This is a genomic window from Leisingera sp. SA32, assembly GCF_056033425.1.
The window spans coordinates 360,687-385,558 of the sequence record NZ_JBVYHB010000002.1 but is presented as its reverse complement, the minus strand read 5'-3'; the positions used below and the strand labels follow the sequence as shown (position 1 = coordinate 385,558).

24 protein-coding genes are annotated in these 24,872 nt (G+C 64.8%); 19 read left to right on the top strand and 5 right to left on the bottom strand.

The window, feature by feature from the left end:
* Nucleotides 1-107: 107 nt before the first annotated feature.
* Nucleotides 108-992 (bottom strand): LysR family transcriptional regulator ArgP, encoded by an 885-nt coding sequence (locus AC0IPL_RS04470; RefSeq protein ID WP_474272447.1) that lies wholly within the window; start codon nucleotides 990-992, stop codon nucleotides 108-110.
* 89 nt (nucleotides 993-1,081) lie between these two features.
* Between AC0IPL_RS04470 and AC0IPL_RS04465 the strand changes: the two genes are divergently transcribed.
* Together AC0IPL_RS04465 and AC0IPL_RS04460 are read left to right on the top strand one after the other, a co-directional pair.
* Nucleotides 1,082-1,684, top strand: coding sequence for a LysE/ArgO family amino acid transporter (locus tag AC0IPL_RS04465; protein WP_474272446.1), 603 nt, complete (start codon nucleotides 1,082-1,084; stop codon nucleotides 1,682-1,684).
* A gap of 169 nt (nucleotides 1,685-1,853) precedes the next feature.
* Nucleotides 1,854-2,798, top strand: coding sequence for a DMT family transporter (locus AC0IPL_RS04460; protein WP_474272445.1), 945 nt, complete (start codon nucleotides 1,854-1,856; stop codon nucleotides 2,796-2,798).
* 53 nt (nucleotides 2,799-2,851) lie between these two features.
* On the opposite strand, the gene betI is transcribed toward AC0IPL_RS04460, so the two are convergent.
* Nucleotides 2,852-3,427, bottom strand: a complete 576-nt coding sequence (gene betI, locus AC0IPL_RS04455) for a choline-binding transcriptional repressor BetI (protein ID WP_474272444.1) — start codon at nucleotides 3,425-3,427, stop codon at nucleotides 2,852-2,854.
* Nucleotides 3,428-3,585: 158 nt separating this feature from the next.
* Between betI and AC0IPL_RS04450 the strand changes: the two genes are divergently transcribed.
* The 5 genes from AC0IPL_RS04450 to AC0IPL_RS04430 all read left to right on the top strand — a co-directional run bounded on the left by AC0IPL_RS04450 (nucleotide 3,586) and on the right by AC0IPL_RS04430 (nucleotide 10,261).
* Nucleotides 3,586-4,794, top strand: coding sequence for a BCCT family transporter (locus tag AC0IPL_RS04450; protein ID WP_474272443.1), 1,209 nt, complete (start codon nucleotides 3,586-3,588; stop codon nucleotides 4,792-4,794).
* 122 nt (nucleotides 4,795-4,916) lie between these two features.
* Nucleotides 4,917-6,425, top strand: a complete 1,509-nt coding sequence (gene betC / locus AC0IPL_RS04445) for a choline-sulfatase (RefSeq protein ID WP_474272589.1) — start codon at nucleotides 4,917-4,919, stop codon at nucleotides 6,423-6,425.
* Between the two features lie 66 nt (nucleotides 6,426-6,491).
* Nucleotides 6,492-7,949, top strand: coding sequence for a betaine-aldehyde dehydrogenase (gene betB / locus AC0IPL_RS04440; RefSeq protein WP_474272442.1), 1,458 nt, complete (start codon nucleotides 6,492-6,494; stop codon nucleotides 7,947-7,949).
* A 109-nt stretch (nucleotides 7,950-8,058) separates the two neighbouring features.
* A complete protein-coding gene (betA, locus tag AC0IPL_RS04435) occupies nucleotides 8,059-9,714 on the top strand; it encodes a choline dehydrogenase (RefSeq protein WP_474272441.1) in 1,656 nt (551 codons plus the stop codon).
* Between the two features lie 283 nt (nucleotides 9,715-9,997).
* Nucleotides 9,998-10,261, top strand: coding sequence for a hypothetical protein (locus AC0IPL_RS04430; RefSeq protein ID WP_474272440.1), 264 nt, complete (start codon nucleotides 9,998-10,000; stop codon nucleotides 10,259-10,261).
* 115 nt (nucleotides 10,262-10,376) lie between these two features.
* Here AC0IPL_RS04430 and AC0IPL_RS04425 read toward each other — a convergent pair whose 3' ends face one another.
* Complete coding sequence (locus AC0IPL_RS04425; protein WP_474272439.1) at nucleotides 10,377-11,765, bottom strand: helix-turn-helix domain-containing protein; 1,389 nt, start codon at nucleotides 11,763-11,765, stop codon at nucleotides 10,377-10,379.
* 75 nt (nucleotides 11,766-11,840) lie between these two features.
* Nucleotides 11,841-13,052: a multidrug effflux MFS transporter gene (locus AC0IPL_RS04420; protein WP_474272438.1), complete on the bottom strand. Its 1,212-nt coding sequence runs from the start codon at nucleotides 13,050-13,052 to the stop codon at nucleotides 11,841-11,843.
* 197 nt (nucleotides 13,053-13,249) lie between these two features.
* Here AC0IPL_RS04420 and AC0IPL_RS04415 point away from each other — a divergent pair, with 197 nt between their 5' ends.
* The 10 genes from AC0IPL_RS04415 to AC0IPL_RS04370 all read left to right on the top strand — a co-directional run bounded on the left by AC0IPL_RS04415 (nucleotide 13,250) and on the right by AC0IPL_RS04370 (nucleotide 20,891).
* Nucleotides 13,250-14,782, top strand: a complete 1,533-nt coding sequence (locus AC0IPL_RS04415) for an acyl-CoA carboxylase subunit beta (RefSeq protein WP_474272437.1) — start codon at nucleotides 13,250-13,252, stop codon at nucleotides 14,780-14,782.
* Nucleotides 14,783-14,789: 7 nt separating this feature from the next.
* Nucleotides 14,790-15,257 carry a methyltransferase family protein gene (locus AC0IPL_RS04410; protein ID WP_474272436.1) on the top strand — a complete coding sequence of 156 codons (468 nt, stop codon included), beginning with the start codon at nucleotides 14,790-14,792 and terminating at the stop codon, nucleotides 15,255-15,257.
* Nucleotides 15,258-15,338: 81 nt separating this feature from the next.
* Nucleotides 15,339-15,602, top strand: a complete 264-nt coding sequence (locus AC0IPL_RS04405) for a DUF7218 family protein (RefSeq protein WP_474272435.1) — start codon at nucleotides 15,339-15,341, stop codon at nucleotides 15,600-15,602.
* Nucleotides 15,603-15,627: 25 nt separating this feature from the next.
* Nucleotides 15,628-15,981, top strand: coding sequence for a hypothetical protein (locus AC0IPL_RS04400; protein WP_474272434.1), 354 nt, complete (start codon nucleotides 15,628-15,630; stop codon nucleotides 15,979-15,981).
* A gap of 310 nt (nucleotides 15,982-16,291) precedes the next feature.
* On the top strand, nucleotides 16,292-16,636 hold the full coding sequence (locus AC0IPL_RS04395) for a DUF6497 family protein (protein ID WP_474272433.1): 345 nt from the start codon (nucleotides 16,292-16,294) through the stop codon (nucleotides 16,634-16,636).
* Nucleotides 16,637-16,850: 214 nt separating this feature from the next.
* Complete coding sequence (locus AC0IPL_RS04390) at nucleotides 16,851-16,985, top strand: hypothetical protein (protein ID WP_369927035.1); 135 nt, start codon at nucleotides 16,851-16,853, stop codon at nucleotides 16,983-16,985.
* A gap of 69 nt (nucleotides 16,986-17,054) precedes the next feature.
* Entirely contained in the window at nucleotides 17,055-17,399 is a 345-nt protein-coding gene (locus AC0IPL_RS04385) for a hypothetical protein (RefSeq protein WP_474272432.1), read from the top strand.
* Nucleotides 17,400-17,856: 457 nt separating this feature from the next.
* Nucleotides 17,857-18,060, top strand: coding sequence for a hypothetical protein (locus tag AC0IPL_RS04380; RefSeq protein ID WP_474272431.1), 204 nt, complete (start codon nucleotides 17,857-17,859; stop codon nucleotides 18,058-18,060).
* 131 nt (nucleotides 18,061-18,191) lie between these two features.
* Nucleotides 18,192-20,237, top strand: a complete 2,046-nt coding sequence (locus AC0IPL_RS04375; protein ID WP_474272430.1) for an acetyl-CoA carboxylase biotin carboxylase subunit — start codon at nucleotides 18,192-18,194, stop codon at nucleotides 20,235-20,237.
* A 147-nt stretch (nucleotides 20,238-20,384) separates the two neighbouring features.
* Nucleotides 20,385-20,891 (top strand): hypothetical protein, encoded by a 507-nt coding sequence (locus tag AC0IPL_RS04370; RefSeq protein WP_474272429.1) that lies wholly within the window; start codon nucleotides 20,385-20,387, stop codon nucleotides 20,889-20,891.
* 40 nt (nucleotides 20,892-20,931) lie between these two features.
* Here AC0IPL_RS04370 and AC0IPL_RS04365 read toward each other — a convergent pair whose 3' ends face one another.
* Nucleotides 20,932-21,366 carry a DUF4174 domain-containing protein gene (locus AC0IPL_RS04365; RefSeq protein WP_474272428.1) on the bottom strand — a complete coding sequence of 145 codons (435 nt, stop codon included), beginning with the start codon at nucleotides 21,364-21,366 and terminating at the stop codon, nucleotides 20,932-20,934.
* A gap of 188 nt (nucleotides 21,367-21,554) precedes the next feature.
* On the opposite strand from AC0IPL_RS04365, the gene AC0IPL_RS04360 reads away from it, so the two are divergent.
* Nucleotides 21,555-22,487, top strand: coding sequence for a hypothetical protein (locus tag AC0IPL_RS04360; RefSeq protein ID WP_474272588.1), 933 nt, complete (start codon nucleotides 21,555-21,557; stop codon nucleotides 22,485-22,487).
* Nucleotides 22,453-24,579 carry a methylmalonyl-CoA mutase gene (gene scpA, locus AC0IPL_RS04355; protein ID WP_474272427.1) on the top strand — a complete coding sequence of 709 codons (2,127 nt, stop codon included), beginning with the start codon at nucleotides 22,453-22,455 and terminating at the stop codon, nucleotides 24,577-24,579. The genes AC0IPL_RS04360 and scpA overlap by 35 nt, the downstream gene beginning before the upstream one ends.
* Nucleotides 24,580-24,872 lie beyond the last annotated feature (293 nt).

Sequence of the window (24,872 nt, the reverse complement as noted above, 5' to 3'; positions counted from 1 at the left end):
CGGGGGGAGACACCGGGGGAAATATCGGCCCGAGACCGTGAAACTTCCGGCGACGGTGGCCGCGCGTCTCTCTGGCGATGCGACAAACTCCTTTAACGGGGGCGTCCTCAGCCCTGGGCCAGGTACCGTTTCGCCGAAGTCTGCACGGCACGGGTCAGATCGGCAAGGGCCGGCGCCATCACCCGCGCCACCTGCCAGGTCAGCGGCACCGGTAGCGCCGTGTCGCGGATCAACGGCACCAACCGCCCCGCACGCATGTCCGCGCGCACCATTTCCAGCGGGTTCATGCCCCAGCCCAGCCCCGCCGCCGCCGCATCGATAAAGGCCTGGGTCGAAGGCAGGAAATGCGCGGGCGGCGTCAGCCCGGCAGCCACGTTCCGCGCCAGCCACAGGGTTTGCAGATTGTCCTTGGCGTTGAAGATCAGGCAGGGCGCGCGGCCCGCCGCCTTTGGTGTGACCCCGTCAGCAAACCAGCGCGCCATGAAGGCCGGGCTGGCGGTGGCGACATAGTTCAGCGCGCCCAGGGGGTAGGCCTCGAACCCGGTCACGGGTCGGGTGCTGGCGGTCACCGCCGCCGAGACCTCGCCGCGCCGCAACCAGTCGGCGCTGTGGTCCTGATCGTCCACCACCAGGTCAAACAGCACGCCGTCCACCGCCGCCATTGCGTCAATGAACCAGCTGGCCAGGCTGTCGGCATTGACCGCCACCCGCAGCCGCACCGGCCCCTGGCCGCCCTCCAGCGCCAGCTCGCGCGCCAGCTGCGCTTCCAGCAGGCCGATGTCCTCTGCGTGCTTGGCAATCCGCCGCCCCGCCGCTGTGCCGGTGCAGGGGGCGCCCCGGCGCACCAGCGCGGTGCCAATGCGCTCCTCCAGCGCCTTAATCCGCTGCGAGATGGCCGAGGGCGTCACCGCCAGCGCCTGCGCCGCCGCCTCGAAGGAGCCAAGGCGCAAGACCGCGCTCAGCGCCGCCAACTGGCTGGGGTCCATCAGCATTAGAAGTCCTAATCTGGCCTAAATCTCTTTAACTGGATTAATCGGGCGCGGGCGGCTAGTCAAACCCGACAACCCCACAGGAGCCCGCCATGCCCCCCAGCCTCATCGCCGGATTTGCCCTTGGTCTCAGCCTTATCATGGCGATCGGGGCGCAGAACGCCTTTGTGCTGCGCCAGGGGCTGCGCCGTCAGCACGTGTTCTGGATCTGCCTCACCTGCGCGGCCTCTGACGCGGTGCTGATTACCGCCGGGGTGCTGGGCTTCGGCTCGCTGGCGCTGGCGCTGCCGTGGTTTGAAACCGCGATGCGGCTCGGCGGCGCTGCCTTTCTGCTCTGGTACGGCGCGCGCGCCCTGCGGTCGGCCTGGCGCGGCGGCGAGACGCTGGACAGCAGCGGCGAGGGCGTCGGCGCGGCGCTGCTGCCCGTGCTGGCGACGGTGCTGGCGCTGACCTGGCTGAACCCACATGTCTACCTGGACACGGTGGTGCTGCTGGGATCGATCTCGGCGCAATACCCAGAGCCCATGGTCTTTGCCGCCGGGGCGGCCATCGCCAGCTTCACCTTTTTCTTCAGCCTGGGCTATGGTGCCAGCCTGCTGGCGCCGGTCTTTGCCCGCCCGCGCGCCTGGCAGGTTCTGGACGCCATCGTTGGCCTCACCATGTGGGCGATCGCCGCCAAGCTGTTGCTGATGTGACGGCCCGCGCGGCGCCATTCTGTCCGGCGAAAGTTGACTGCCGACGCCGGTCAGGTCTCGTGACCGCGGCCCGGCAAGACGAGGGCAGCAGAGGTCCAGCCCACGACTGTCAAAAGTAATTCACATGTGAAGCCTTGTCTCCACGACCGAATGGGTGTTCTGTCCAGTCATGACCCACACCGCCGCCAGCCGCAAAAGCCCCGCCCAACCCGTCAGTGACAGAACACAAAGCCCGCTGCGCGGTGTGTTCTGGATGGTGGTGACGGGGCTGTGCTTTGTCGCGGTCACGGCGCTGGTCAAACATCTGGGCGACCGCATCCCGCCCGCTGAAAGCGCCTTTCTGCGCTATCTGTTGGGGCTCGTATTTCTGATCCCCATGATCGGCGCGCTGCGCCGCGCACAGCTGACGCCGCGGCTCTGGGCGCTGTTTGCCGGGCGCGGCGTGGTACACACCGCCGGGGTGATCCTGTGGTTCTTTGCCATGACCCAGATCCCGCTGGCCGAGGTCACGGCGATGAACTACCTGTCGCCGGTCTACGTGACGCTGGGGGCGGCGTTGTTCCTGGGCGAGAAGCTGGCCTTTCGCCGCATCTCGGCGATTGCGGTGGCGCTGGTGGGGGCGCTCATCATTCTGCGGCCGGGGTTCCGCGAGATCTCCCCCGGTCATATCGCCATGCTGTTCACCGCGATCACCTTTGGCGCGTCCTACCTGATTGCCAAGTTCACCGTTGGCAGCAACAGCCCGGCGGTGGTGGTGGCCATGCTGTCGGTCTTTGTGACCATTGGCCTTGCGCCCTTTGCATTGGCGGTCTGGGTGACGCCGACTGTGCCAGAGCTGGGCCTGCTGTTCGCGGTCGCCTGTTTTGCCACTGCGGGCCATTACACCATGACACTGGCCTTTGCCGCCGCCCCGGTGGCGGTGACCCAGCCGGTCACCTTTCTGCAACTGGTCTGGGCGACGCTTCTGGGCGCATTGGTCTTTGGCGAGCCAGCCGACATCTGGGTGGTCGGTGGTGGCGGGCTGATCCTCGGGGCGGTCAGCTTCATCGCCTGGCGCGAGGCGGTGACGAAGAAACGCGCCCAGGCCAGCATCGCAAATCCGCCCGCCGCCTGATCCGCCGGGTCGGCGCCCATCACGCCCCCCCGTTCACACCGGCGGCCTGTCGCTCAGGCGGTGACCAGATCCACGACCCGATGCGCGGCTGCGCGGGCGGCGGCAGGGTCCAGCGGCGTCTCCGACTGCGCCGCCTGCAACCAGACCCCGTCCATATAGGACTGCAAGGCCTGCCGCGCGGTCTCCAGCTGCGTCTCGGGCAGCAGGGCGCGCAATTCGGCCAGGAAATGGCTGCGCACGCGGGCGCGGTTGATTCGATGCAGCCGGCTCAGCCGCGGCGAATAGGGCGCATTGGCCCAGAATTGCATCCAGATGCTGCATTGCGGCACAGTGAACAGCCCGTCCGAGAAATTGGCGTCCATCACCGCATAGAGCCGCTCGCGCGGGGTGCTTGCGGTGGCGTAGCCTTCGACCATGGCGCGCCGAAGCTTGCCCAGAAGGTGGCGCATGGTGGCTTCCATCAGCCCTTCCTTGGAGCCGAAGTAATAGTTGATCGAGGCCGCCGAAGCCCCGGCCTCGCGCGCGATTTCCGCCATCGTGACAACACCATAGCCGCGCTTGTGCACGGCGATGATCGTGGCTTCGATCAGCTCTTCGTTACGGATGTCGCGGATACGTTTTCTGCTCATCTCAACCTTTTGCGGCAAAAGGGTTTGCGTTTCAACTACTGTTCCATTGCTCCAAAACTTGAATGGCGGTTCAAAAAATCATTGGGCCAGTCACCCGTCTGTGCTATGCCTCCTGCCAATGACAAGGGGCGCGAACTGCCCCGCAATGGGAGGAACACATGACTGCAATCATCTCGTTCGGGATCCTGCTGGCCTTTGCGCTGGTGGCATTCTGCGTGATCAAATGGTGGAACCTGCGCATCGTCGGCGTCACACCGGTTCACCTTTTCACCTTCATCGCCATTCTGTTCACCTCGGGCCTTGATGTCGGGTTGATCATGTTCCCGCTGGCCTGGGATTTCCCGCTGTATGCGGACACAGCGGCGGAACCGGCCTATGGTTTCACCAACCCGCTGGCGTTGGAGTTCGGTTTCTGGGGCTTCCTGATCTGGGGCTTCTACTTCCTGACGACCTTCTATTTCTGCGTGATCGAGCCGCGGGTGAAGTTCTTCGAGATCCCGCTGGTCAAGCTGCTGAACAACATCGTTATCATCGGCACCTGTGCCTTCACCGGCGCGCTGTTCCTGATCTATCTGCCCTATTACGCCACCTTCATGGGCGACGGCGAGACGGTGATCCCGGCCTTCTACCTCATCACCTTCCTGGTGATCCTGTTTGCCGCCTTTTCCTCGACCGACATCAAATACGTGCGCATCCTGTCGCTGGGCTCCACCGCGCTGTTTGCCGTGTTGATCCTGGGCATGTGGGCCTATGCGGGCATGGGGCTGGACGCCTTTGCCGAGACCGCAGGCAACATCGGCGGCTATTTCACCAACATCCACAAGTTCATCCTGCCGCTGACCGACTACCACGAATTCTACCTGTTCTGGTGGTTCGCCTGGTCGATCATGATCGGCCAGTTCACCTCGCGCTTTGTCGGCGGGTTGCGCACCTGGCAGGTCCTGGCTTCGCTGCTGATCTTCCCGTCGATCCCGCTGGGGGTGTGGTTCTCGGTTCTCTACTACTACCACCTCAACAGCATCGAAACGACGCTGCTGATCAATGTCTCCATGGTGGTCGTGGGCATCATCTTCGTGGTCAACTCCTTTGACTCGCTGATCCGCCTTTACACCGACAACCTGAACCTGACGACCAAGCGTTTCGGCACCCTGCCTTACGTGCTGGGCAATGCCGTGGTGCTCTTCGGCCTCACCGTCGCCTTCCAAAGCCAATGGCTGCAAATTCAGTGGATCGGAACCGTGGTGATCGGCATCTACGTGGCCTGCCTTGGCTATATCGTGCTGTTCAAGCGCCGCGACGTCATGGCCATCACGTCATCGCCTGAGGAGAATGCGCTCGATTTCGAAAAGATCAAGATGGCGCACTGACGCCACCGACTTTGGTCGGTCCCCTGTCTCCCCGATAATGGGGGCCGACCATCACCTGCCTGGCAGCGCCTTCGGGCCTGCCGGGCGCCTTTACAGAAACTGCCCGGTTTGAGAGGTCCATGATGCGTGCTCCGAATATCCTGATCCTGATGGTCGACCAGCTGAACGGGACGTTGTTTCCCGACGGCCCGGCCGACTGGCTGCACGCCCCGAACCTCAAGAAACTGGCGGCGCGCTCCACCCGCTTTGCCAATGCCTATACCGCGTCGCCGCTCTGCGCGCCGGGGCGTGCCAGCTTCATGTCGGGCCAGCTGCCCTCGCGCACCGGCGTCTATGACAACGCGGCCGAGTTCCGCAGTGACATCCCCACCTACGCCCACCACCTGCGCCGCGCGGGCTATTACACCTGCCTCAGCGGCAAGATGCATTTTGTCGGCCCCGACCAGCTGCACGGGTTCGAGGACCGGCTGACCACCGACATCTACCCGGCCGACTTCGGCTGGACGCCGGATTACCGCAAACCGGGCGAGCGCATCGACTGGTGGTATCACAACATGGGCTCCGTCACCGGGGCAGGGGTCGCCGAGACCTCCAACCAGATGGAATACGATGACGAGGTCGCCTACAACGCCACCGCCAAGCTGTATGAGCTGTCGCGCGGGCTGGACGACCGCCCCTGGGCGCTGACCGTCAGCTTCACCCACCCGCATGATCCTTACGTGGCGCGCCGCAAATACTGGGATCTCTACGAGGATTGCGCGCATCTGCTGCCGGAAGTCCCGGCAATGGCCTACGACGATCACGACCCCCACGCGCAGCGGATCTTTGACGCCAACGACTGGCGCAGCTTCGACATCTCGCAAGACCATATCAAACGCGCCCGCCGCGCCTATTTCGCCAATATCTCCTATCTCGACGACAAGATCGGCGAGATCCTGAACGTGCTGGAAACCACCCGGCAAGAGGCGATCATCCTCTTCGTCTCCGACCACGGCGACATGCTGGGCGAGCGCGGATTGTGGTTCAAGATGAGCTTCTACGAGGGCTCCGCCCGCGTGCCGCTGATGATCTCTGCCCCCGATCTGCCTGCGGGGCGCATCGACACGCCGGTGTCCACCATCGACGTGACGCCCACCTTGGGTGCGCTGGCCGGTGTCGACATGGATGAGATCGCGCCCTGGACCGACGGCTACAGCCTGGTGCCGCTGGCCCAAGGGGAGGACCGCACCGACCCGGTGCTGATGGAATACGCGGCAGAGGCGTCCTACGCGCCGCTGGTTTGCATGCGCTACGGCAAGTGGAAGTACACCCGCTGTGCGCTGGACCCCGATCAGCTGTTCGATCTGGACGCCGACCCGCACGAGCTCACCAACCTCGCAGAGGACCCGGCCCACGCCGGGACCCTGCAAACCCTGCGCGCCAAATCGGACGCCCCCTGGAACCTCGACCAGTTCGACGCCGATGTGCGCGCCAGCCAGGCCCGCCGCTGGGTGGTGTATGAGGCGCTGCGCCAGGGCGGCTACTACCCCTGGGACTACCAGCCGCTGCAAAAGGCATCCGAGCGCTACATGCGCAACCACATGGATCTCAACACGTTGGAGGAAGGCAAACGCTTTCCCCGCGGCGAGTAACCCGATCATCAATAAATCCCGCCAGTTCTTCTGGCCCCAAATATCCCCGCCGGAGGCATGAAAACCATGACACACCCCGCCCAACCCAAAGCCAGCCACTTCATCAACGGCGAATACGTCGAAGACACCAACGGCACCCCGATCCCGGTGATCTACGCCGCGACGGGCGAGCAGATCGCAACCGTCTACGCGGCCACCCCCGCGATCGTGGAGCAGGCGCTCTCCACTGCCAAGGAAGCGCAAAAGCAATGGGCCAAGATGACCGGCACCGAGCGGGGCCGCATCCTGCGCCGCGCCGCCGACATGATGCGCGAGCGCAACCACGAACTGTCGGTTCTGGAAACCTACGACACCGGCAAGCCTTTGCAGGAAACCCTGGTCGCCGACGCCACCTCCGGCGCCGATGCGCTGGAATATTTCGGTGGCCTTGCAGGGTCGCTGACCGGCGAGCACATCCCGATGGGCGAGGACTGGGTCTACACCGTGCGCGAGGCACTGGGCCTGTGCGTCGGCATCGGCGCCTGGAACTACCCGACCCAGATCGCCTGCTGGAAGGGCGCGCCTGCGCTGGCCTGCGGCAATTCCATGGTGTTCAAACCGTCTGAGACCACGCCGCTCTGCGCGCTGAAAGTGGCCGAGATCCTGCATGAGGCGGGCCTGCCCGCGGGTCTCTACAACGTGATCCAGGGTATGGGCGAAGTCGGCAGTGCGCTGGTCACTGACCCCCGCGTCGACAAGGTCTCGCTGACCGGCTCGGTGCCGACCGGCAAGAAGGTCTATGCCGCCGCGGCTGAGGGCATGAAGCATGTCACCATGGAACTGGGCGGCAAGTCGCCGCTGATCATCTTTGACGACGCCGACATCGACAACGCCGTCGGTGGCGCCATCAACGGGAACTTCTACTCCTCCGGCCAGGTGTGTTCGAACGGCACCCGCGTGTTCGTGCAAAAAGGCATCAAGGGAAAGTTCCTCGCCCGTCTGGCCGAACGCACCGGCAACGCCGTCCTCGGCGACCCGATGGATGAGGCGACCAACTTTGGCCCGATGGTGTCGGAAAACCAGATGAACATCGTGCTGGGCTACATCGAGAAGGGCAAGGAAGAAGGCGCGCGCCTGATCTGTGGTGGCAAACGCGCAGACATGGACGGCTACTTCGTCGAACCCACCGTCTTTGCGGATGTGACCGACGATATGACCATCGCCCGCGAGGAAATCTTCGGCCCGGTGATGTCGGTGCTGGACTTCGACACCGAAGAAGAGGTGATCGCCCGCGCCAATGACACTGAATTCGGCCTCTCCGCCGGCGTCTTCACCAACGACTTCAGTCGCGCCCACCGGGTGATCGGCCAGCTCGAAGCCGGCAGCTGCTTCATCAACTCCTACAATGATGCGCCGGTCGAAGCACCGTTCGGCGGCGTCAAGGCGTCGGGCGTGGGCCGCGAAAACTCGAAAGAGGCGATCAAGCACTTCAGCCAGGTGAAATCCGTCTACGTGCGCATGGGCGACGTCGAAGCCGCCTTCTGATCGGCACCCGTCGGACAAGCAACGACCGGGCAGGGCGCCCCGCGCGCCCGCCCCATTTGAACAAAGCGGCAGCGGTCCAGACGTACCGGCTGCCGGATGGAGAGAAGAAATGAACGCGGATTACGTGATTGTCGGGGCCGGGTCCGCCGGCTGCGCCATGGCCTATCGTCTCAGCGAGGCGGGCAAGTCGGTGCTGGTGATCGAACACGGTGGCACCGACGCCGGGCCGTTCATCCAGATGCCGGGCGCGCTCAGCTATCCGATGAACATGCCGCTGTATGACTGGGGTTACAAATCCCAGCCCGAACCGCATCTGGGCGGCCGCGAGCTGGTCTGCCCGCGCGGCAAGGTGATCGGCGGCTCCTCCTCGATCAACGGCATGGTCTATGTGCGCGGCCATGCGGGCGACTACAACCACTGGGCCGAGAGCGGTGCGGCAGGCTGGTCCTATGCCGATGTGCTGCCCTATTTCAAACGCATGGAAACCTGGGATGACAACGGCCACGGTGGTGATGCGGACTGGCGCGGCAGCGACGGCCCGCTGCACGTCACCCGAGGCCCCCGCGACAACCCGCTGCATGACGCCTTCGTCAAGGCGGGCGTGCAGGCCGGCTACCCGGTGACCGAGGACTACAACGGCGAGCAGCAGGAAGGCTTTGGCCCGATGGAGATGACGGTCCACAAGGGCCGCCGCTGGTCCGCCGCCAACGCCTACCTCAAACCTGCACTGAAGCGGGACAACTGCGACCTGATCCGCGCCTTCGCCCGCAAGGTGGTGATCGAAGACGGCCGCGCTGTCGGCGTCGAGGTCGAACGCGGCGGCAAGGTCGAGGTGATCCGTGCCGGAGCCGAGGTGATCCTCGCGGCGTCCTCGCTGAACTCGCCCAAGCTGCTGATGCTGTCCGGCATCGGCCCCGCGGCGCATCTGGCCGAACACGGCATCGACCTGGTCGCCGACCGCCCCGGTGTCGGCCAGAACCTGCAGGACCATCTGGAGTTCTACTTCCAGTTTGCCTCCAAACAGCCGATCACGCTCTACAAATACTGGAACCTCTTCGGCAAGGCGATGGTTGGGGCGCAGTGGCTGTTCACCAAGACCGGTCTGGGGGCGTCGAACCAGTTCGAAAGCGCCGCCTTCATTCGTTCGGACACCGGCGTCGACTACCCGGACATCCAATATCACTTCCTGCCCATCGCGGTGCGCTACGACGGCCAGGCCGCAGCCGAGGGCCACGGCTTCCAGACCCATGTCGGCCCAATGCGCTCGCCGTCGCGCGGGCATGTGACCCTGGCTTCCAGCGATCCCAGAGACGCGCCGAACATCCTGTTCAACTACATGTCGACCGAGCAGGACTGGATCGACTTCCGCAAGTGCGTGCGCCTCACGCGGGAGATTTTTGCGCAGGAGGCGATGCACCCCTTCGTCAAGCACGAGATCCAGCCGGGCGCTGATGTGCAGAGCGATGATGAGATCGACGCCTTCATCCGCGAACATGCCGAAAGCGCCTATCACCCCTGCGGCACTTGCAAGATGGGCGCGCAGGATGACCCGATGGCGGTGGTCGATCCCGAATGCCGGGTGATCGGCGTCGACGGCCTGCGGGTGGCCGACAGTTCGATCTTCCCGCGCATCACCAATGGCAACCTCAACGGCCCGTCGATCATGACCGGCGAGAAAGCGTCGGATCATATCCTTGGCCGGCGCTTGCCATCGTCAAACGCCGAACCCTGGTTCCACCCGAACTGGCAGGCGGCGCAGCGCTAAGCGCGGAGCGGGTCGGACATATACGGAAAAGGGCGCCACAGGCGCCCTTTTTTCTTGCCGCCACGTCCGATGATTCTCGCCGTTGTTGCGCCGGCTTGGCAACAATGCCCACGACGCCCTGTATTGTTTCCGGAATTTGGCCGCTTTTCGGGCAATTTCGGCAAATTCTAGGTAAATGCATCCCTTTTGCGGCGGATAGGTTAAATTTGAATTGAAGTGACGCGATGGGCCGTCGGGCCCCGCCGCACCGCAGCCTTTGCGGATCAAGCCGAGGAGACCTTAAATGGAACAGTACTATCAGACCGGTGCCGTGCTGGAGATCCAGGGCAAGAGTGTCGAAACCAGCGAGGCGGAAATTCTGGCCGCGGTGCGCGCGGTTCTGACCGCCGAGGAGGTCTCGCACCCCGAGGTCGAGCGCGAGCATCACGAGATCGCCAGCCGTAGCCGGTTCTGGGACAGCGCACCAAGACCGCAGCGCACCGCAGCTGCCACACCTGCGGCCAAACAGTCCCTGGTCACCCAGATCTTCGGCCGTCTGCGCGGCTGATCGCGGCCCCCAAGGATCATCTGTAAAATCCTTGGCAAAATACTTGCTGAAGACTTTACCGGTGCCGCTGGTGCCGTCACGGGCCGCAAGGGCCCGTTTTGCGTCTCAACGCCACTCAGCTTACCTCATAGGGCAGCACGCCGCGCTGGTCGGTGTTGATGGTCAGGCGCCGCTCCAAGGGCGGCACGGACCTCTGGTGGCAGTCCTTGCGCTCGCAGATGCGGCAGGAAATGCCAATCGGCTCAAAGGCACTGTCCTGGCTGACGTCCAGCGTATCGGCATAGACCAGCGCCTCGGCATGGCGCACCTCGCAGCCCAGACCGATTGCATAGCGCCGCACCGGCGCCCCGAAGGAGCCGCCGGGCTTGGACACGTCCCGCGCCAGCGAGATGTAGCGCACCCCGTCCGGCGTCTCCGCCAGCTGCCGCAGGAACCGCCCCGGAGTCTCAAACGCCCGGTGCACGTTCCACAAAGGGCAGGCGCCGCCAAACCGGGCAAATTGCAGCCGCGTGGCCGAGTGGCGCTTGGTGATCGTGCCCGCCTGATCGACCCGCACGAAAAAGAATGGCACCCCCTTGGCACCGGGCCGCTGCAACGTCGATAGCCGATGCGCCACCTGCTCGATCGAGGCGCCAAAGCGGATCGCCAGCAATTCCAGATCGTGACGGCAGGCCTGCGCCGCGGCCAGGAACCGGCCATAGGGCATCAAAGCGGCACCTGCGAAGTAGTTCGCTAGCCCGATCTTGGCGATGGCGCGGGCCTCGTCGCTTTGGAACCTTGCGAAATCCAGCGTCGCCTCCAGAAGCTTGTTCTGCCGCAACAGCGCCACCTGCAACAGCATCTGAAACAGCTGCGTTTGTGGGGCGGCACGGTTTGACAGATGCAGCACGCCCGCGTCGGCATCATAGTGGCGCAGCCCCTCGATCTCGCTTTGGCGCAGGCTGACACCGGCGCGCTCCAGCTCTGCCAGGGCGGCGGCGCGGATGTCGTGGCCGGCGGCAAAATGCTCCGCCGCGTGATCCACCGCGTCGATGTAATTGTCGCAGTAATGGAAGAAATCGCGCACCTCTTCCCACGGCGAGGCCTGAATGCGCGCATCCTCCCGCCCCAGCGCCTCATCCAGCGAAGCGAGGCGTTCATGCGTCTGCCGATACGCCCGATGCAGCGACAGAAACGCCCGCGCCAGCGCCGGGGCGTTGGAGGCCGTCAGCCGCAGGTCCGCCAGGGGGGGCGCATCATCGGCGAACACCGGGTCGGCCATCGCCTCGCGCATGTCGCTGACCAGTCGTTCGCTGTCACCGGCATTCAGCTCGGTCACATCCATGCCGAATTCCTGCGCCAGGGCCAGAACCACCGTGGTGGACACCGGGCGGTTGTTGTTCTCCATCTGGTTCAGGTAGGGCAGGGAAACCCCTAATTTCGCTGCAAAATCCTTCTGCGTCAGCTCCAGCCGCTGGCGCATCTCGCGCAGCTTTGCGCCTGCGTAGAGTTTCTGGGTGGCCATGAGGCATACCTTTGCAAATTCAGCTTTTGCTGAATGTATAATTGCAAATTCAGGCCCGCAAGCCGACAGGAGCGGTCATGCGCGGATCTGCCGCTCCCGCCAGACCACCAGCAGGATCGCGGCCAGCCCGCACATGGCGGTGGCGAACATGATCGTCAGCAGCGGCACCGCGGTGGAGCCGGGCACCAGCAGCCAGCCGGCAAAAGCGCTGAGGGCCGCGCCAGCGCCGATCATGATGGCGCCGCTGAGGCCCGAGGCGGTGCCCGCCAGATGCGGCCGTACCGAGATTGCCCCGGCGGTGGCATTGGGGATCGCCATGCCATTGCCCAGCCCCACGAAACACATCAGTCCGAAGAACGTATAGACACTGTCGGCCCCCGCCAGCGCGATCGTCAGCGACAACAGCACGCCGCAGCCGTTGATGATACAGCCCCAAAGCACCATGCGGTTGACTCCGACACGCGTCGAAAACCGCCCGGAGACAAAGTTGCCGGCAAAATAGCCCACCGCGGGTGCGGCAAACCAGACCCCCAGCGCCGCCGCGCTGAGGCCGTAGATCTGGGTGCCCACGAATGGCGCGCCGCCGAGGTAGGCAAAGAACGCCCCCGAGGCCAGGCCGGAGGCCAGGGAGTAGCCCCAGAACCGTGGTGAGCGAAACAGCTCCGGGTATTCGCGAAACTGCGCCAGCAGGGTCTTGCCGCTTTTGCTGGCGGTTTCGCCAAAATCGACAAAGGTGATCGCCAGCGTGGCGGCGGCGACCAGGAACAGCAGCCAGAAATTCGCCTGCCAGCCCATCCACTGGTCCAGAAAGCCGCCGATGGCCGGGCCCAGCATTGGCACGATCGCCATGCCCATGGTGACATAACCGATCATGCTGGCGGCCTGGTCGGTGTCATACATGTCCCGAACCGCCGCGCGGCTTAGCACCATGGTGGCGGCGACCACCGTCTGAGCGACCCGGAACATCAGGAAAATCTCGGCCGTGGGCGCATAGATGCAGCCCAGCGTGGCCAGCAGGAACAGCGCGATGCTGCCCATGATGACCGGCCGCCGCCCCATCTGGTCCGAGATGGGACCCACCAGGATCTGCACCACCGCGTTGCCCGCCAGATACAGCGCCACCGACAGCTGCATGAGCCGGTAATCGGTCTGGAAATACTCGGTCATGCTGGGCAGCGAGGGCAGGTGGATGTTCATGCCCAGGGCCGAAAGGCCTGCCAGCAGGATTAGGGTAAAAATGCGGGGCGGGGTGCGTGGGGAAGCCGCACTGGAATTGTATGCTGACATACCAATTCCTGTAGCCCGCCGCGTCGGCTTTGTCCATTGCGCAAGCCAAGAGGGGGACCTGTGCAAAGATATGAGATATTTGCAGGTTTGCGACTATTCATATGTAGTATGCAAACGGTTTGCAAATTTGCGACAAAGGGCTTTGGCTGCCGCGTGCTGCGCGTTAGGATCGCGCAGAAACTGACAGGGGACATGCCATGAAAGACATTCTTTCCGAGCTCGAAGACCGCCGCGAGAACGCACGGCTGGGCGGCGGCCAGCGCCGCATCGATGCGCAGCACGCCCGCGGCAAGCTGACCGCCCGCGAGCGCATCGAGCTGCTGCTGGACGAAGGCAGCTTTGAAGAATTCGACATGTTCGTCAGCCACCGCTGCACCGATTTCGGCATGGAGGACAACAAGCCCGCAGGCGACGGTGTTGTCACCGGCTGGGGCACCATCAACGGCCGCCAGGTCTATGTCTTCTCTCAGGATTTTACCGTTCTGGGCGGTTCGGTCTCGGCCACCCATGCGCAGAAGATCTGCAAGATCATGGATATGGCGGTGCAGAACGGTGCGCCCGTGATCGGCATCAACGATTCCGGCGGTGCCCGCATCCAGGAAGGTGTCGACGCGCTCGCAGGCTATGCCGAGATCTTCCAGCGCAACATCATGGCCTCCGGCGTGGTGCCGCAGATTTCCGTCATCATGGGGCCCTGCGCGGGCGGCGCGGTCTACAGCCCGGCGATGACCGACTTCATCTTCATGGTGAAGGACACCTCCTACATGTTCGTGACCGGCCCCGACGTGGTGAAAACCGTCACCAACGAGGTCGTCACGGCTGAGGAGCTGGGCGGGGCTTCGACCCACACCAAGAAATCCTCCGTTGCCGATGGCGCCTTTGAAAACGACGTCGAGGCGCTGGCCGAGGTTCGCCGCCTGGTCGACTTCCTGCCGCTGAACAACCGCGAAAAACCGCCGGTGCGCCCCTTCTTCGATAATCCCGCCCGGATCGAGGAGAGCCTCGACACATTGGTGCCGGAGAACCCCAACACCCCCTACGACATGAAGGAGCTGATCACCAAGATCGCGGATGAGGGAGACTTCTACGAGATCCAGGAAGATTTTGCCAAGAACATCATCACCGGCTTTGTCCGCCTGGAGGGGCAGACCGTGGGTGTGGTCGCCAACCAGCCGATGGTGCTGGCAGGCTGTCTCGACATCGACTCCAGCCGCAAGGCCGCGCGTTTCGTGCGCTTCTGCGACTGTTTCGAAATCCCGATCCTGACCTTCGTCGACGTGCCGGGCTTCCTGCCGGGGACCTCCCAGGAATACGGCGGCGTCATCAAGCATGGCGCGAAGCTGCTGTTTGCCTATGGCGAAGCCACCGTGCCCAAGGTCACCGTCATCACCCGCAAGGCCTATGGCGGCGCCTATGACGTGATGGCGTCGAAACACCTGCGCGGAGACTTCAACTATGCCTGGCCCACGGCCGAGATCGCGGTGATGGGCGCCAAGGGCGCGACCGAGATCATCCACCGTGCCGATCTGAACGATCCCGAGAAGATCGCCCAGAAGACGGCCGAGTATGAAGACCGTTTCGCCAATCCCTTCGTGGCGGCCGAGCGCGGCTTCATCGACGAGGTGATCATGCCGCACTCCACCCGCAAGCGGGTGGCCCGGGCTTTTGCCTCCCTGCGGGGCAAGCAGCTGAAGAACCCGTGGAAAAAGCACGACAACATCCCGCTGTGAGACCCTGATGCCCGGCACGCCAAACATCGCTGTCTACCCGCCGGCCCTGTCGGTCGCGGCGCCGCTGCTGGCCGTGGCGCTGGAGTGGGCGGTACCGCTGGGGCTGCTGCCCGCAGCGGGCAGCGGCGTCATCCTGCTGCCGGGCCTTGGTGTTCTGGCGGGGGCGGGCGTGCTGGCGTGGACCGGTGTGCGCGCCTTTCAAGCGGCGGAAACCAATGTGGATCCGCGCCAACCGGCGCTGGCGCTGGTGCACAGCGGGCCATATCGCGTGACCCGCAACCCGATGTATCTGGGGATGGTGCTGGTGCAGCTTGGGTTGGCCCTGACATTTTCGCTGGATTGGGCGCTGTTTGGTGCGGGTGTCGTCTGGACCCTCCTGCACGCCTGCGTGGTGCTGCCCGAGGAGGCCTACCTGACGGACCGTTTCGGCGACGCCTATCGCGCCTATCTGGCGTCGACACGGAGGTGGCTATGAGACAGGCAATGGCGATGCGTCCGTGCCAGCGGCTGGGAACCTGTTCGCCGGGCCGGGTGTTGTCCTCCAAAGGAGGCCACCATGACCAAGGACCACGGACCGTCCATCAAGGACAACGAGACCTACGAAAGCCTGCGCGAGGACGGTGCGTCCAAGCAGAAGGCTGCCCGCATCGCCAATGCGCAGGCCAGCAGCAACCAGTCGCCCTCGAAGAAAGGCGGCAAGCAGCCGCCCTACGAGGACTGGACCAAGGACGCATTGTACGCGCGTGCCCAGGAGCTGGAGATCGAGGGGCGGTCGGACATGACCAAGGACGAGCTGATCGAGGCGCTCAGAAACAGCTGAACGCACCGGGGCAGGGGGCGGCTGCATGAGCCGCACCAGCTGGCATATCACCCGCTCCGGCGGCGGCCTGACCCTGTCGCGCCGCCTGCCTGCCCGCTTTGACCTCGCGGCGGTAACCACGCTGCCCGGCGGCGATCCTGTGCGGCTGGCGCATCAGATCCGCCAGGACCTGTGGCGTGCGCTGCAAACCCTGCGCGGCTTCGCGCCAGCGGTGGAAATCACCGCCGAAGGGCAGGGTCTGCGGGTGCGCGCGGGCGGGCAGGTGGCGGGCCGGGTGCCCGGCAATGCCGCTGACCGGGTCGCGGCGGTGCTGGAGTGTCCCGCCAACCGCGCCCGCTGGCTGCGCCATGCCCGTCACAACCGGGGAGGCCAGACATGATTCGGCACGATTCGCTGTCGCCGCTGTCGGGCTTCTGCTCGTCTCTCCCATGCGCAAACCGCCTGTTTTTAAGGGAATGCGGAGAATCTTCGCCTGCATATGCAGCAGTGTTTGACTTGCGGAGCGAATCAGCGCCATGATCCGCGTCAGCCAGATACCGATAGCGCGCGCTCTTTTACGCGCTGCGCCTGCAGCCCTGGCCGGAGGAGCCTGGTTTTCCAGGGGCCGGGGTTGCGGTTATCTGTCATCTTTCGTCGCTATTCCCGTCTGTCTGTGCGTCCTTGGGGGCGCCAGGTCTGACGCCCTGGCGGTGGAGCTTTCGGCCATTGCCGTACCGTCCGGCCAGTCGATCACCCTTGCCGAGGTGCGGATGGACGACAGCCTGGGCGAGACCTGGGCGCGGTTCCGCTTTGTCGCGCCGCAGATCGCCCGCGTGGGCGGCACCGTCAGCCATGACCAGGCCGCCCCCGACATGGACCATCTTTGTGCCGATCTGGCGCTGCCCTATCTGGCCGAACAGGGGCTGGCGCCCGCCCGCGTGGTGATCTCGCTGGCGGATCGGCTGCTGCCCTTTGGCGCGCAGGACGTCGCCGCCACCCAGTTTTTCGAGGTCTATCGCCCGGACGGCGCGGCCTGCATCTGGGAGGCTTTCTGATGCGCCCACAACATCTTGCGGCCCATAGCCGGAACCGGCGGTTTCTTGCGGCATTGCAGCCACAATGCCGCCAATTGGCGCGATTCCGATGTGACTCCGGCGCAAACCCCGCTATCCTTGGCGCGGGTGGCTTTCGGGCTGCCTTTACTTTGAGGTTGAGGCACGCGGGCGGCCTGGCCCCCGCTGGTTTCACATTTGCAATCAGGAGACAGAGATGTCCAAGAGCATCAAGCTTATCACCCTGGCCGGCCTGCTGGCCGCCGTCGCCGCCTGCGCCCAGCAGGAAGAAGAATTTGTCGTGGTTGAGCCGGTTTCGCAAGAACCCGTCTACACCGGCAAGTACAAGTAAAAACGACAGGGGTCCGGCCCTGCGGCCGGCCCTCGCCGCCCCGTGGGGTGCCGGACCGGAGGCACCCAGATGTTGAAACACCGCGGGTTTCCCGGCCGCATGCCGGGAACAGATTTCCAGTTCACCATTCGCCGCCCCAACCCCAAGGGGGTAACGCCGCTGACCCGGCGCGAGCGCTACCGCGACCGCAAGAACGTCGACAAACGGGTCGACCTGATGTTCATGCAATCGTTGTGGGAGCATTTCGGCGACCAGCCGTTCGAGCGCGGCAACCTCGATGCGGGCCGTCTCAGCTGGCTGTTCGGCCGCGAGGTGATCCCGGCCGAAGACCCCTTTGATCCCGCCAGCTATGAGGCCCTGCTGGTCATCGACGAAGCGGTGGCGCGCGCCTCTTTTCCGGAGGCCTTCGACTGATGGCCACGCCCCGTGCATATCCGCAGTCTGCCGCCGTGCGGCGGTGTCGGCCGGCCAATGCCGCGCCGACCGGACTGGCTGTGCCGGGGCACAAAACCGGCGTGTTCTTGCACATGGACCGCTCAGTTCAGCGGGATGCTGCCCAAATCACCGGGCGACCAGCGCAGAGGCTTACACGGCACGCCGCGTCGTGCATCCTGAGAGAGGCGGTGCTGACGCGCCGCCATGCCGAGCATTTGTTCCGGCCCCTTCGCCTGAACGGGCAGGCACGCGCCCCCATCCGCGGCCTGCCCGTCTTTTCTCTCCCTCAGGCATTGGCGGAAGCTTGCCGTGTCCCCCCGACTGTGCGGCAAGCCTCCGCCCATCTTTTTCCCGCCGCACCGCGCAGCTTGCGCCGCGCCGGTTTGTGGGCACAGTCCGCGAGGACAGTGAATGCCTCAGAACAAGGACAAGCAACATGCGGGCAAGGATTTTTCTGGCGGCGCTGCCGCTGTGCGGGCTGCTGGCGGCCTGTGGCGACACCACAGGCGAGCAGATTGTCTATGGCGGCGGCGCGGGCGTGGTCGGCGCGGCCCTGCTGGATGCCAATCTGGTCACCGGCGCCGCTGTTGGCGTCGCAGCCAACCTGGTCTACTGCCAGCAAAACCCTCGCAAATGCTAAGGCCGCCATTGCGGCCGCACTGAACAGCCGCCCCGTCGGGGTGGCCTTTGAAACCGCGCAAGCGCCGTGTCCGGGTCCGTCCCGGATGCGGCGTTTTGCATCTGGAACGACCAAGGAACAAGGGACAGCCAATGTTTGACAAGATCCTGATCGCCAACAGGGGCGAGATTGCCTGCCGCGTCATCAAGACCGCGCGCAAAATGGGTATCAAGACCGTCGCCATCTACTCTGACGCCGACAAGCAGGCGCTGCATGTGCAGATGGCGGATGAGGCTGTCCACATCGGCCCGCCGCCGGCCAACCAGTCCTATATCGTCATCGACAAGGTGATGGAGGCGATCCGCGCAACCGGCGCGCAGGCCGTGCATCCGGGCTACGGATTCCTGTCGGAAAACGCCAAATTTGCCGAAGCGCTGGAGGCCGAGGGCGTCGCCTTTGTCGGCCCGCCGGTGGGCGCGATCGAGAAAATGGGAGACAAGATCACCTCCAAGAAGATCGCCCAGGAGGCCGGGGTCTCCACCGTGCCCGGCTACATGGGGCTGATTGCCGATGCCGATGAGGCGGTGAAAATCTCCAATGAGATCGGCTACCCGGTGATGATCAAGGCCTCCGCCGGCGGCGGCGGCAAGGGCATGCGCATCGCCTGGAATGACGAGGAAGCCCGCGAAGGCTTCCAGTCCTCCAAGAACGAGGCCGCGAACTCCTTTGGCGATGACCGGATCTTCATCGAGAAATTCGTCACCCAGCCGCGCCACATCGAAATCCAGGTGCTCTGCGACAAGCACGGCAATGGCATCTACCTGGGCGAGCGCGAATGCTCGATCCAGCGCCGCAACCAGAAGGTGGTGGAAGAAGCGCCGTCGCCCTTCCTCGACGAAGAAACCCGCCGCGCGATGGGCGAGCAGGCCGTCGCGCTGGCCAAGGCGGTGGGCTATTCCTCTGCCGGCACGGTGGAATTCATCGTCGACGGCGACAAGAATTTCTACTTCCTCGAGATGAACACCCGCCTGCAGGTGGAACATCCGGTCACCGAGCTGATCACCGGCGTCGACCTGGTTGAGCAGATGATCCGCGTCGCTGACGGCGGCGAGCTGCCGCTGCGCCAGGAAGACGTCAAGCTTACAGGCTGGGCAATCGAAAACCGCCTTTATGCCGAAGACCCCTATCGCAACTTCCTACCCTCCATCGGCCGGCTGACCCGCTATCGCCCGCCGCAGGAAACCGCCGCGGGGCCGATGCTGGAGAATGGCAAGTGGCAGGGGGATGCGCCCGCGGGCGACACCGCCGTGCGCAACGACACCGGCGTCTACGAGGGCGGCGAGATCTCGATGTATTACGACCCGATGATCGCCAAGCTCTGCACCTGGGCGCCCACCCGCGCCGAGGCGATCGACGCCATGCGCATCGCGCTCGACAGTTTCGAGGTCGAGGGCATCGGCCACAACCTGCCGTTCCTGTCGGCGGTGATGGATCACCCGATCTTCATTGACGGCACCATGACCACCGCCTTCATCGAAGAGCAGTATCCCGACGGCTTTGCCGGGGTTGAGCTACCGGAAGAAGACCTGCGCAAGATCGCGGCTTCCTGCGCAGCGATGCACCGGGTTGCCGAAATTCGCCGCACGCGTGTCTCGGGCCGGATGGACAACCACGAGCGCAAGGTCGGTACCGATTGGGTGGTCTCGCTTCAGGGGCAGTCCTATGCGGTTGTGATCGAGGCCGACCGCGACGGCGCCACGGTGCGCTTCGAGGACGGCGCGGCGCTGCGCGTCAGCTCTGACTGGACCCCGGGCGACCAGCTGGCCACCGTCGATGTCAACGGCGAGACGCTGGTGCTGAAGACCGGCAAGATCACCCAGGGCTTCCGCATCCGCTCGCGCGGGGCGGAGATCAAGGTCCACGTGCGCAGCCCGCGGCAGGCGGAACTGGCGCAGCTGATGCCGGAGAAACAGGCGCCGGATACCTCCAAGATGCTGCTGTGCCCGATGCCCGGCCTGATCGTGAAGGTCGACGTCGAGGTGGGCCAGGAGGTCCAGGAAGGCCAGCCGCTGTGCACCGTCGAGGCGATGAAGATGGAGAACATCCTGCGCGCCGAGAAAACGGGCGTGGTGTCCAAGATCAACGCCAGCGCGGGCGACAGCCTCGCGGTTGATGATGTGATCATGGAATTTGAATGATGCATCTGCGGGCAGATATCAGCGCGGGCAGGGGGGCGGCAGATGCCGCCTCGGCCAGCGCGTCTGCCCGCATCCTTTCGGGCGCATGCACGAAATCTTCAGGGTTTCATGCGATAGCTGCGGTGTTTGACCATATCAAGGTGCCGCATGTTCCGTCCCGGCCTGTGCCTGCTCTCCGCTGCCCTTCTGTTCCTGTCGGCCTGTGCGCTGGACAAGGAAGCGGCGCTGCGCGGCCAGCTTTCCGCCTGGGTGGAACTGGGCGAGACGTTCTTTTTCGAAAGCTCGATGAGCTGCACCGCGGCGGTGTTTCACACCACCGAAAGCCCGCGCCTGACCTCGCAGCTGGCGCGCGCGCGCTCGCTGAACACCGGCATGCAGCTGCTGGATGCGGGGCAACCGGTGGTCTTTGCGATCTCCGGCAAATCCCCCAACGCGGTGACAGAGGACATCATGTCGCGCGACCTGCCACAGGGGCTGGGGGTGCTGAACTCCGGTCTGGCCGGGGTGGGCTGCATGTCGGATCTGGTAAAAGCGGTCTATTATCAAGCCATTCGCAACCCGTCCTCGAACCTGTTGTTCCTGCCCGAAAGCGGCGCCATGGTGGTTCTGGACAAACAGGCGATGGCGCTGATCTACGTGCGCGGCAACAGCTAGGCCGCACCAACCCCGACCCGGACCCCGGCAGCAGGGCGCATCAGCCGCCGCGCCGCTCTTCCACCTCGCGCAGGCGTTCGGGGAATTTGTCGATGGTCCGCGACAGCTCGCGCACCGTCCAGGGGTGCGGCTTGCGCAGCTTGACGCCGCCGTCCTTGCCCAGCAGCACCAGCATGAACCCGCGCGGTCGCAGCTTCTTGCGCAGCGCGGATTTGGCGGCCGGATCGGTATCGGTCAGCACCACCACATCGCGGTCGCGCAGCGCCTCGACGCCCTCCAGCAGCCGTTCCAGCTGCTCATGGAATCGCGGATCTTCGGGGCTGTCGGCAAACACCACCACCGGCCGGTGCGTCCATTGGAAATCCGCCAGCTCCACGTCATATCCGGGCTGGATCAGCGCGTCGGTGCTGCCATCGGCGGCCACGGCGGCCAGTGGCAGAAATCCTGCCAAAACAACGGTTAGGATTGCTTTCATGATCTCTCCTGTTCCGTTGAATATATGTGCAGCGGCGGCAATTGCGACCGGCAATTCCAAAGCAAGGGTAAAAAACGTTGTCATTAACGGGATAATCAGGGGTTGCCGGCCATGATTGTTCATCCCCCCGTGACCGGGCTGCAACCGGGCTGCGGCCTGCGGCCCTCCAACAGAGGTCCCGCGACATGATGAACGTGATCCTGCATACCGGCGCCCATCGCTGTGCCACCACCTCATTCCAGGAATACCTGCGCCAGAACAGCGCTGCGCTGACGGCGCAGGGGATTGGCTTCTGGGGGCCACACCGGACCCGGACGGGCTTGTTCCATGGCATCCAGCCGGGACCGGCGCCCGTGACCGGGCGCAACCTGGCCCGGCGCGCCCGCGGCCGATTGCAGATCCACCTCGACAACAGCCGCGCGGCCGGGCTGCGGCATTTGCTCATCAGTGACGAGAACATGATCGGCAACGTGCGCGAGAACCTGCGGCGCGGCGCACTGTACAGCGGCGCCGGGGAGCGCATGGCCCGTTTCGCGCAGGCGTTTGGCGATGGCATCGGCGATCTGGCGCTCAACGTCCGCAGTCTGGACAGCTACTGGTCCTCGGCGCTTGCCTATGCTGTGGCGCGCGGGCATCGGTTGCCGACAGCGGCGCAGCTGGCCCGGCTAGCGCGCGCACCGCGCAGCTGGCGCGATGTGATCACCGACATCGCCTGCGCCATGCCAGGCGTGCGGCTGCATGTGGTGCCCTTTGAAACCTTCGGCGCCCGCCCAGAGGCGCAGTTGGCGGCCCTCACCGGTGTCGATGCGCCACGCACCCACGCGCGGGTGCGGCTCAACGCCTCGCTCTGCCTGGAGGATCTGCGCGCCAGCCTTGCGCCGCAGATTGCCGCCGGGCTGCCCCAGGACAGCGGCCGCTGGCGTCCCTTTGACGCGGCACAGACCGCTGCGCTGCGCGAAACCTACGCCGATGACATGATGTGGCTGGCAGGCGGGGCCGATGGCCTTGCCACGCTGACGACGGACCCGGAAAAACTGGCGGCGGGCCCGAACCCGCCCCGCACCCGACTGACAAGAGGAAGACCAGATGACAAACAAAGACGAATGGCGGGCTCTGGCTGAGAAAGAGCTGCGCGGACGGGCGGTCGAGGACCTCAACTGGCAGACGCTGGAAGGCATCGAGGTCAAGCCGCTCTATACCGAAGAAGACACCAAGGACCTGCCCCATATGGGCACGCTGCCGGGGTTCGGCCCCTTCACCCGCGGGGTGAAGGCCACGATGTATGCAGGCCGCCCCTGGACCATCCGCCAATACGCGGGCTTCTCAACGGCGGAGGAATCCAACGCCTTTTACCGCCGCAACCTGGCCGCCGGCCAGCAGGGCGTCTCGGTCGCCTTCGACCTTGCCACCCACCGCGGCTATGACAGTGACCACCCGCGGGTGGTCGGCGATGTGGGCAAGGCCGGCGTCGCCATCGATTCCGTCGAGGACATGAAGGTGCTGTTCGACGGCATCCCACTCGACAAGGTCTCCGTTTCGATGACCATGAACGGTGCGGTGATCCCGGTTCTGGCGTCCTTCATCGTCGCCGGTGAGGAGCAGGGCCATGACAAATCGCTGCTGGCGGGCACCATTCAGAACGACATCCTGAAGGAGTTCATGGTCCGCAACACCTATATCTACCCGCCGAAACCTTCGATGCGGATCATCTCGGACATCATCGAATACACCTCGAACGAGATGCCCAAGTTCAACTCCATCTCGATCTCCGGATACCACATGCAGGAGGCCGGCGCGAACCTGGTGCAGGAGCTGGCCTATACGATCGCCGATGGGCGCGAATACGTGCGCGCGGCGCTGGATGCGGGCATGGACGTGGACAAATTCGCAGGGCGTCTGAGCTTCTTCTTTGCGATCGGCATGAATTTCTTCATGGAGATCGCCAAGTTGCGCGCTGCCCGCACCCTGTGGCACCGGGTGATGACCGAGTTTGGCGCCAAGTCCGAACGCTCCAAGATGCTGCGCACGCACTGCCAGACCTCGGGCGTGTCCTTGCAGGAGCAGGATCCCTACAACAACGTGATCCGCACGGCCTATGAGGCGATGAGCGCGGTTCTCGGCGGCACCCAGTCGCTGCACACCAACGCGCTGGACGAGGCGATTGCACTGCCCACCGATTTCTCTGCCCGCATCGCCCGCAACACCCAGCTGGTGCTGCAGGAGGAAACCGGTGTGACCAATGTGGTCGACCCGCTGGCGGGGTCCTACTACGTCGAAAGCCTCACCAACGATCTGGTCGAGAAGGCCTGGGCTCTGATGGAGGAGGTCGAGGAGCTGGGCGGCATGACCAAGGCGGTCGAGAGCGGCATGCCGAAGTTGCGCATCGAAGAAAGCGCCGCCCGCCGCCAGGCGATGATCGACCGCGGCGAAGAGGTCGTGGTGGGCGTCAACAAGTACCGCAAGGAGAAGGAAGACCCGATCGACATCCTCGATGTCGACAACGTCGCGGTGCGTGAAAGCCAGATCGCCCGCTTGCAACAGCTGCGGGCGGATCGGGACGACGCGGCTTGCACTGCCGCGCTCGATGAACTTACCCGCCGCGCCAAAGAGGGCGGCAACCTGCTGGAGGCCGCGGTGGAGGCGGCCCGTGCCCGTGCCTCAGTTGGAGAGATCAGCATGGCGATGGAAAAGGAATTCGGCCGCCACCGCGCCGAGGTGAAAACCCTGGCCGGCGTCTATGGCGCGGCTTATGAGGGCGACGAAGGCTTTGCCGCGATCCAGAAATCGATCGAGGACTTCGCCGAGGAAGAAGGCCGTCGCCCGCGTCTGCTGGTGGTCAAGATGGGCCAGGACGGCCATGACCGGGGCGCCAAGGTGATCGCCACCGCTTTTGCCGACATCGGCTTTGACGTGGACGTCGGCCCCCTGTTCCAGACCCCGGAAGAGGCGGCGCAGGATGCCATCGACAATGACGTGCATGTGGTCGGCATCTCCAGCCAGGCGGCAGGGCACAAGACACTGGCGCCGCAGTTGGTCGAGGCGCTGAAGGCCGAGGGAGCCGGGGACATTATCGTGATCTGCGGCGGCGTGATCCCGCAGCAGGATTACGAGTTCCTGTATCAGGCAGGGGTCAAGGCGATTTTCGGCCCCGGCACCAATATCCCCGAGGCGGCCCAAGACATCCTGCGGTTGATCCGCGAAGCACGCAGCTGACACCGCAGCGAAGCCTGCGAGCCGGGTCCCTCCCGCGCCCGCAGGTGTCCGCCCCTTCGGGCACCCCCCCTTGGCGGCCTTGGGCCGGGCCGCCGCCCCCTGACGGGGGCGGCGGCTGCCGTGCGCGCCCACGGGCGCGCACGGCCACGCCCAACCGGCGCGGAAGGGGCCTGGCCCCGTCTTGCGCCGGGCGGGAGCCTGCGGAGGCGTGACCTTAATCCTGACTGCGGGTGTGCGATGCCGACGGACACCGGCCAGGCACCCAGTTGCGCGCCAGCCCCGGCACCATGGCA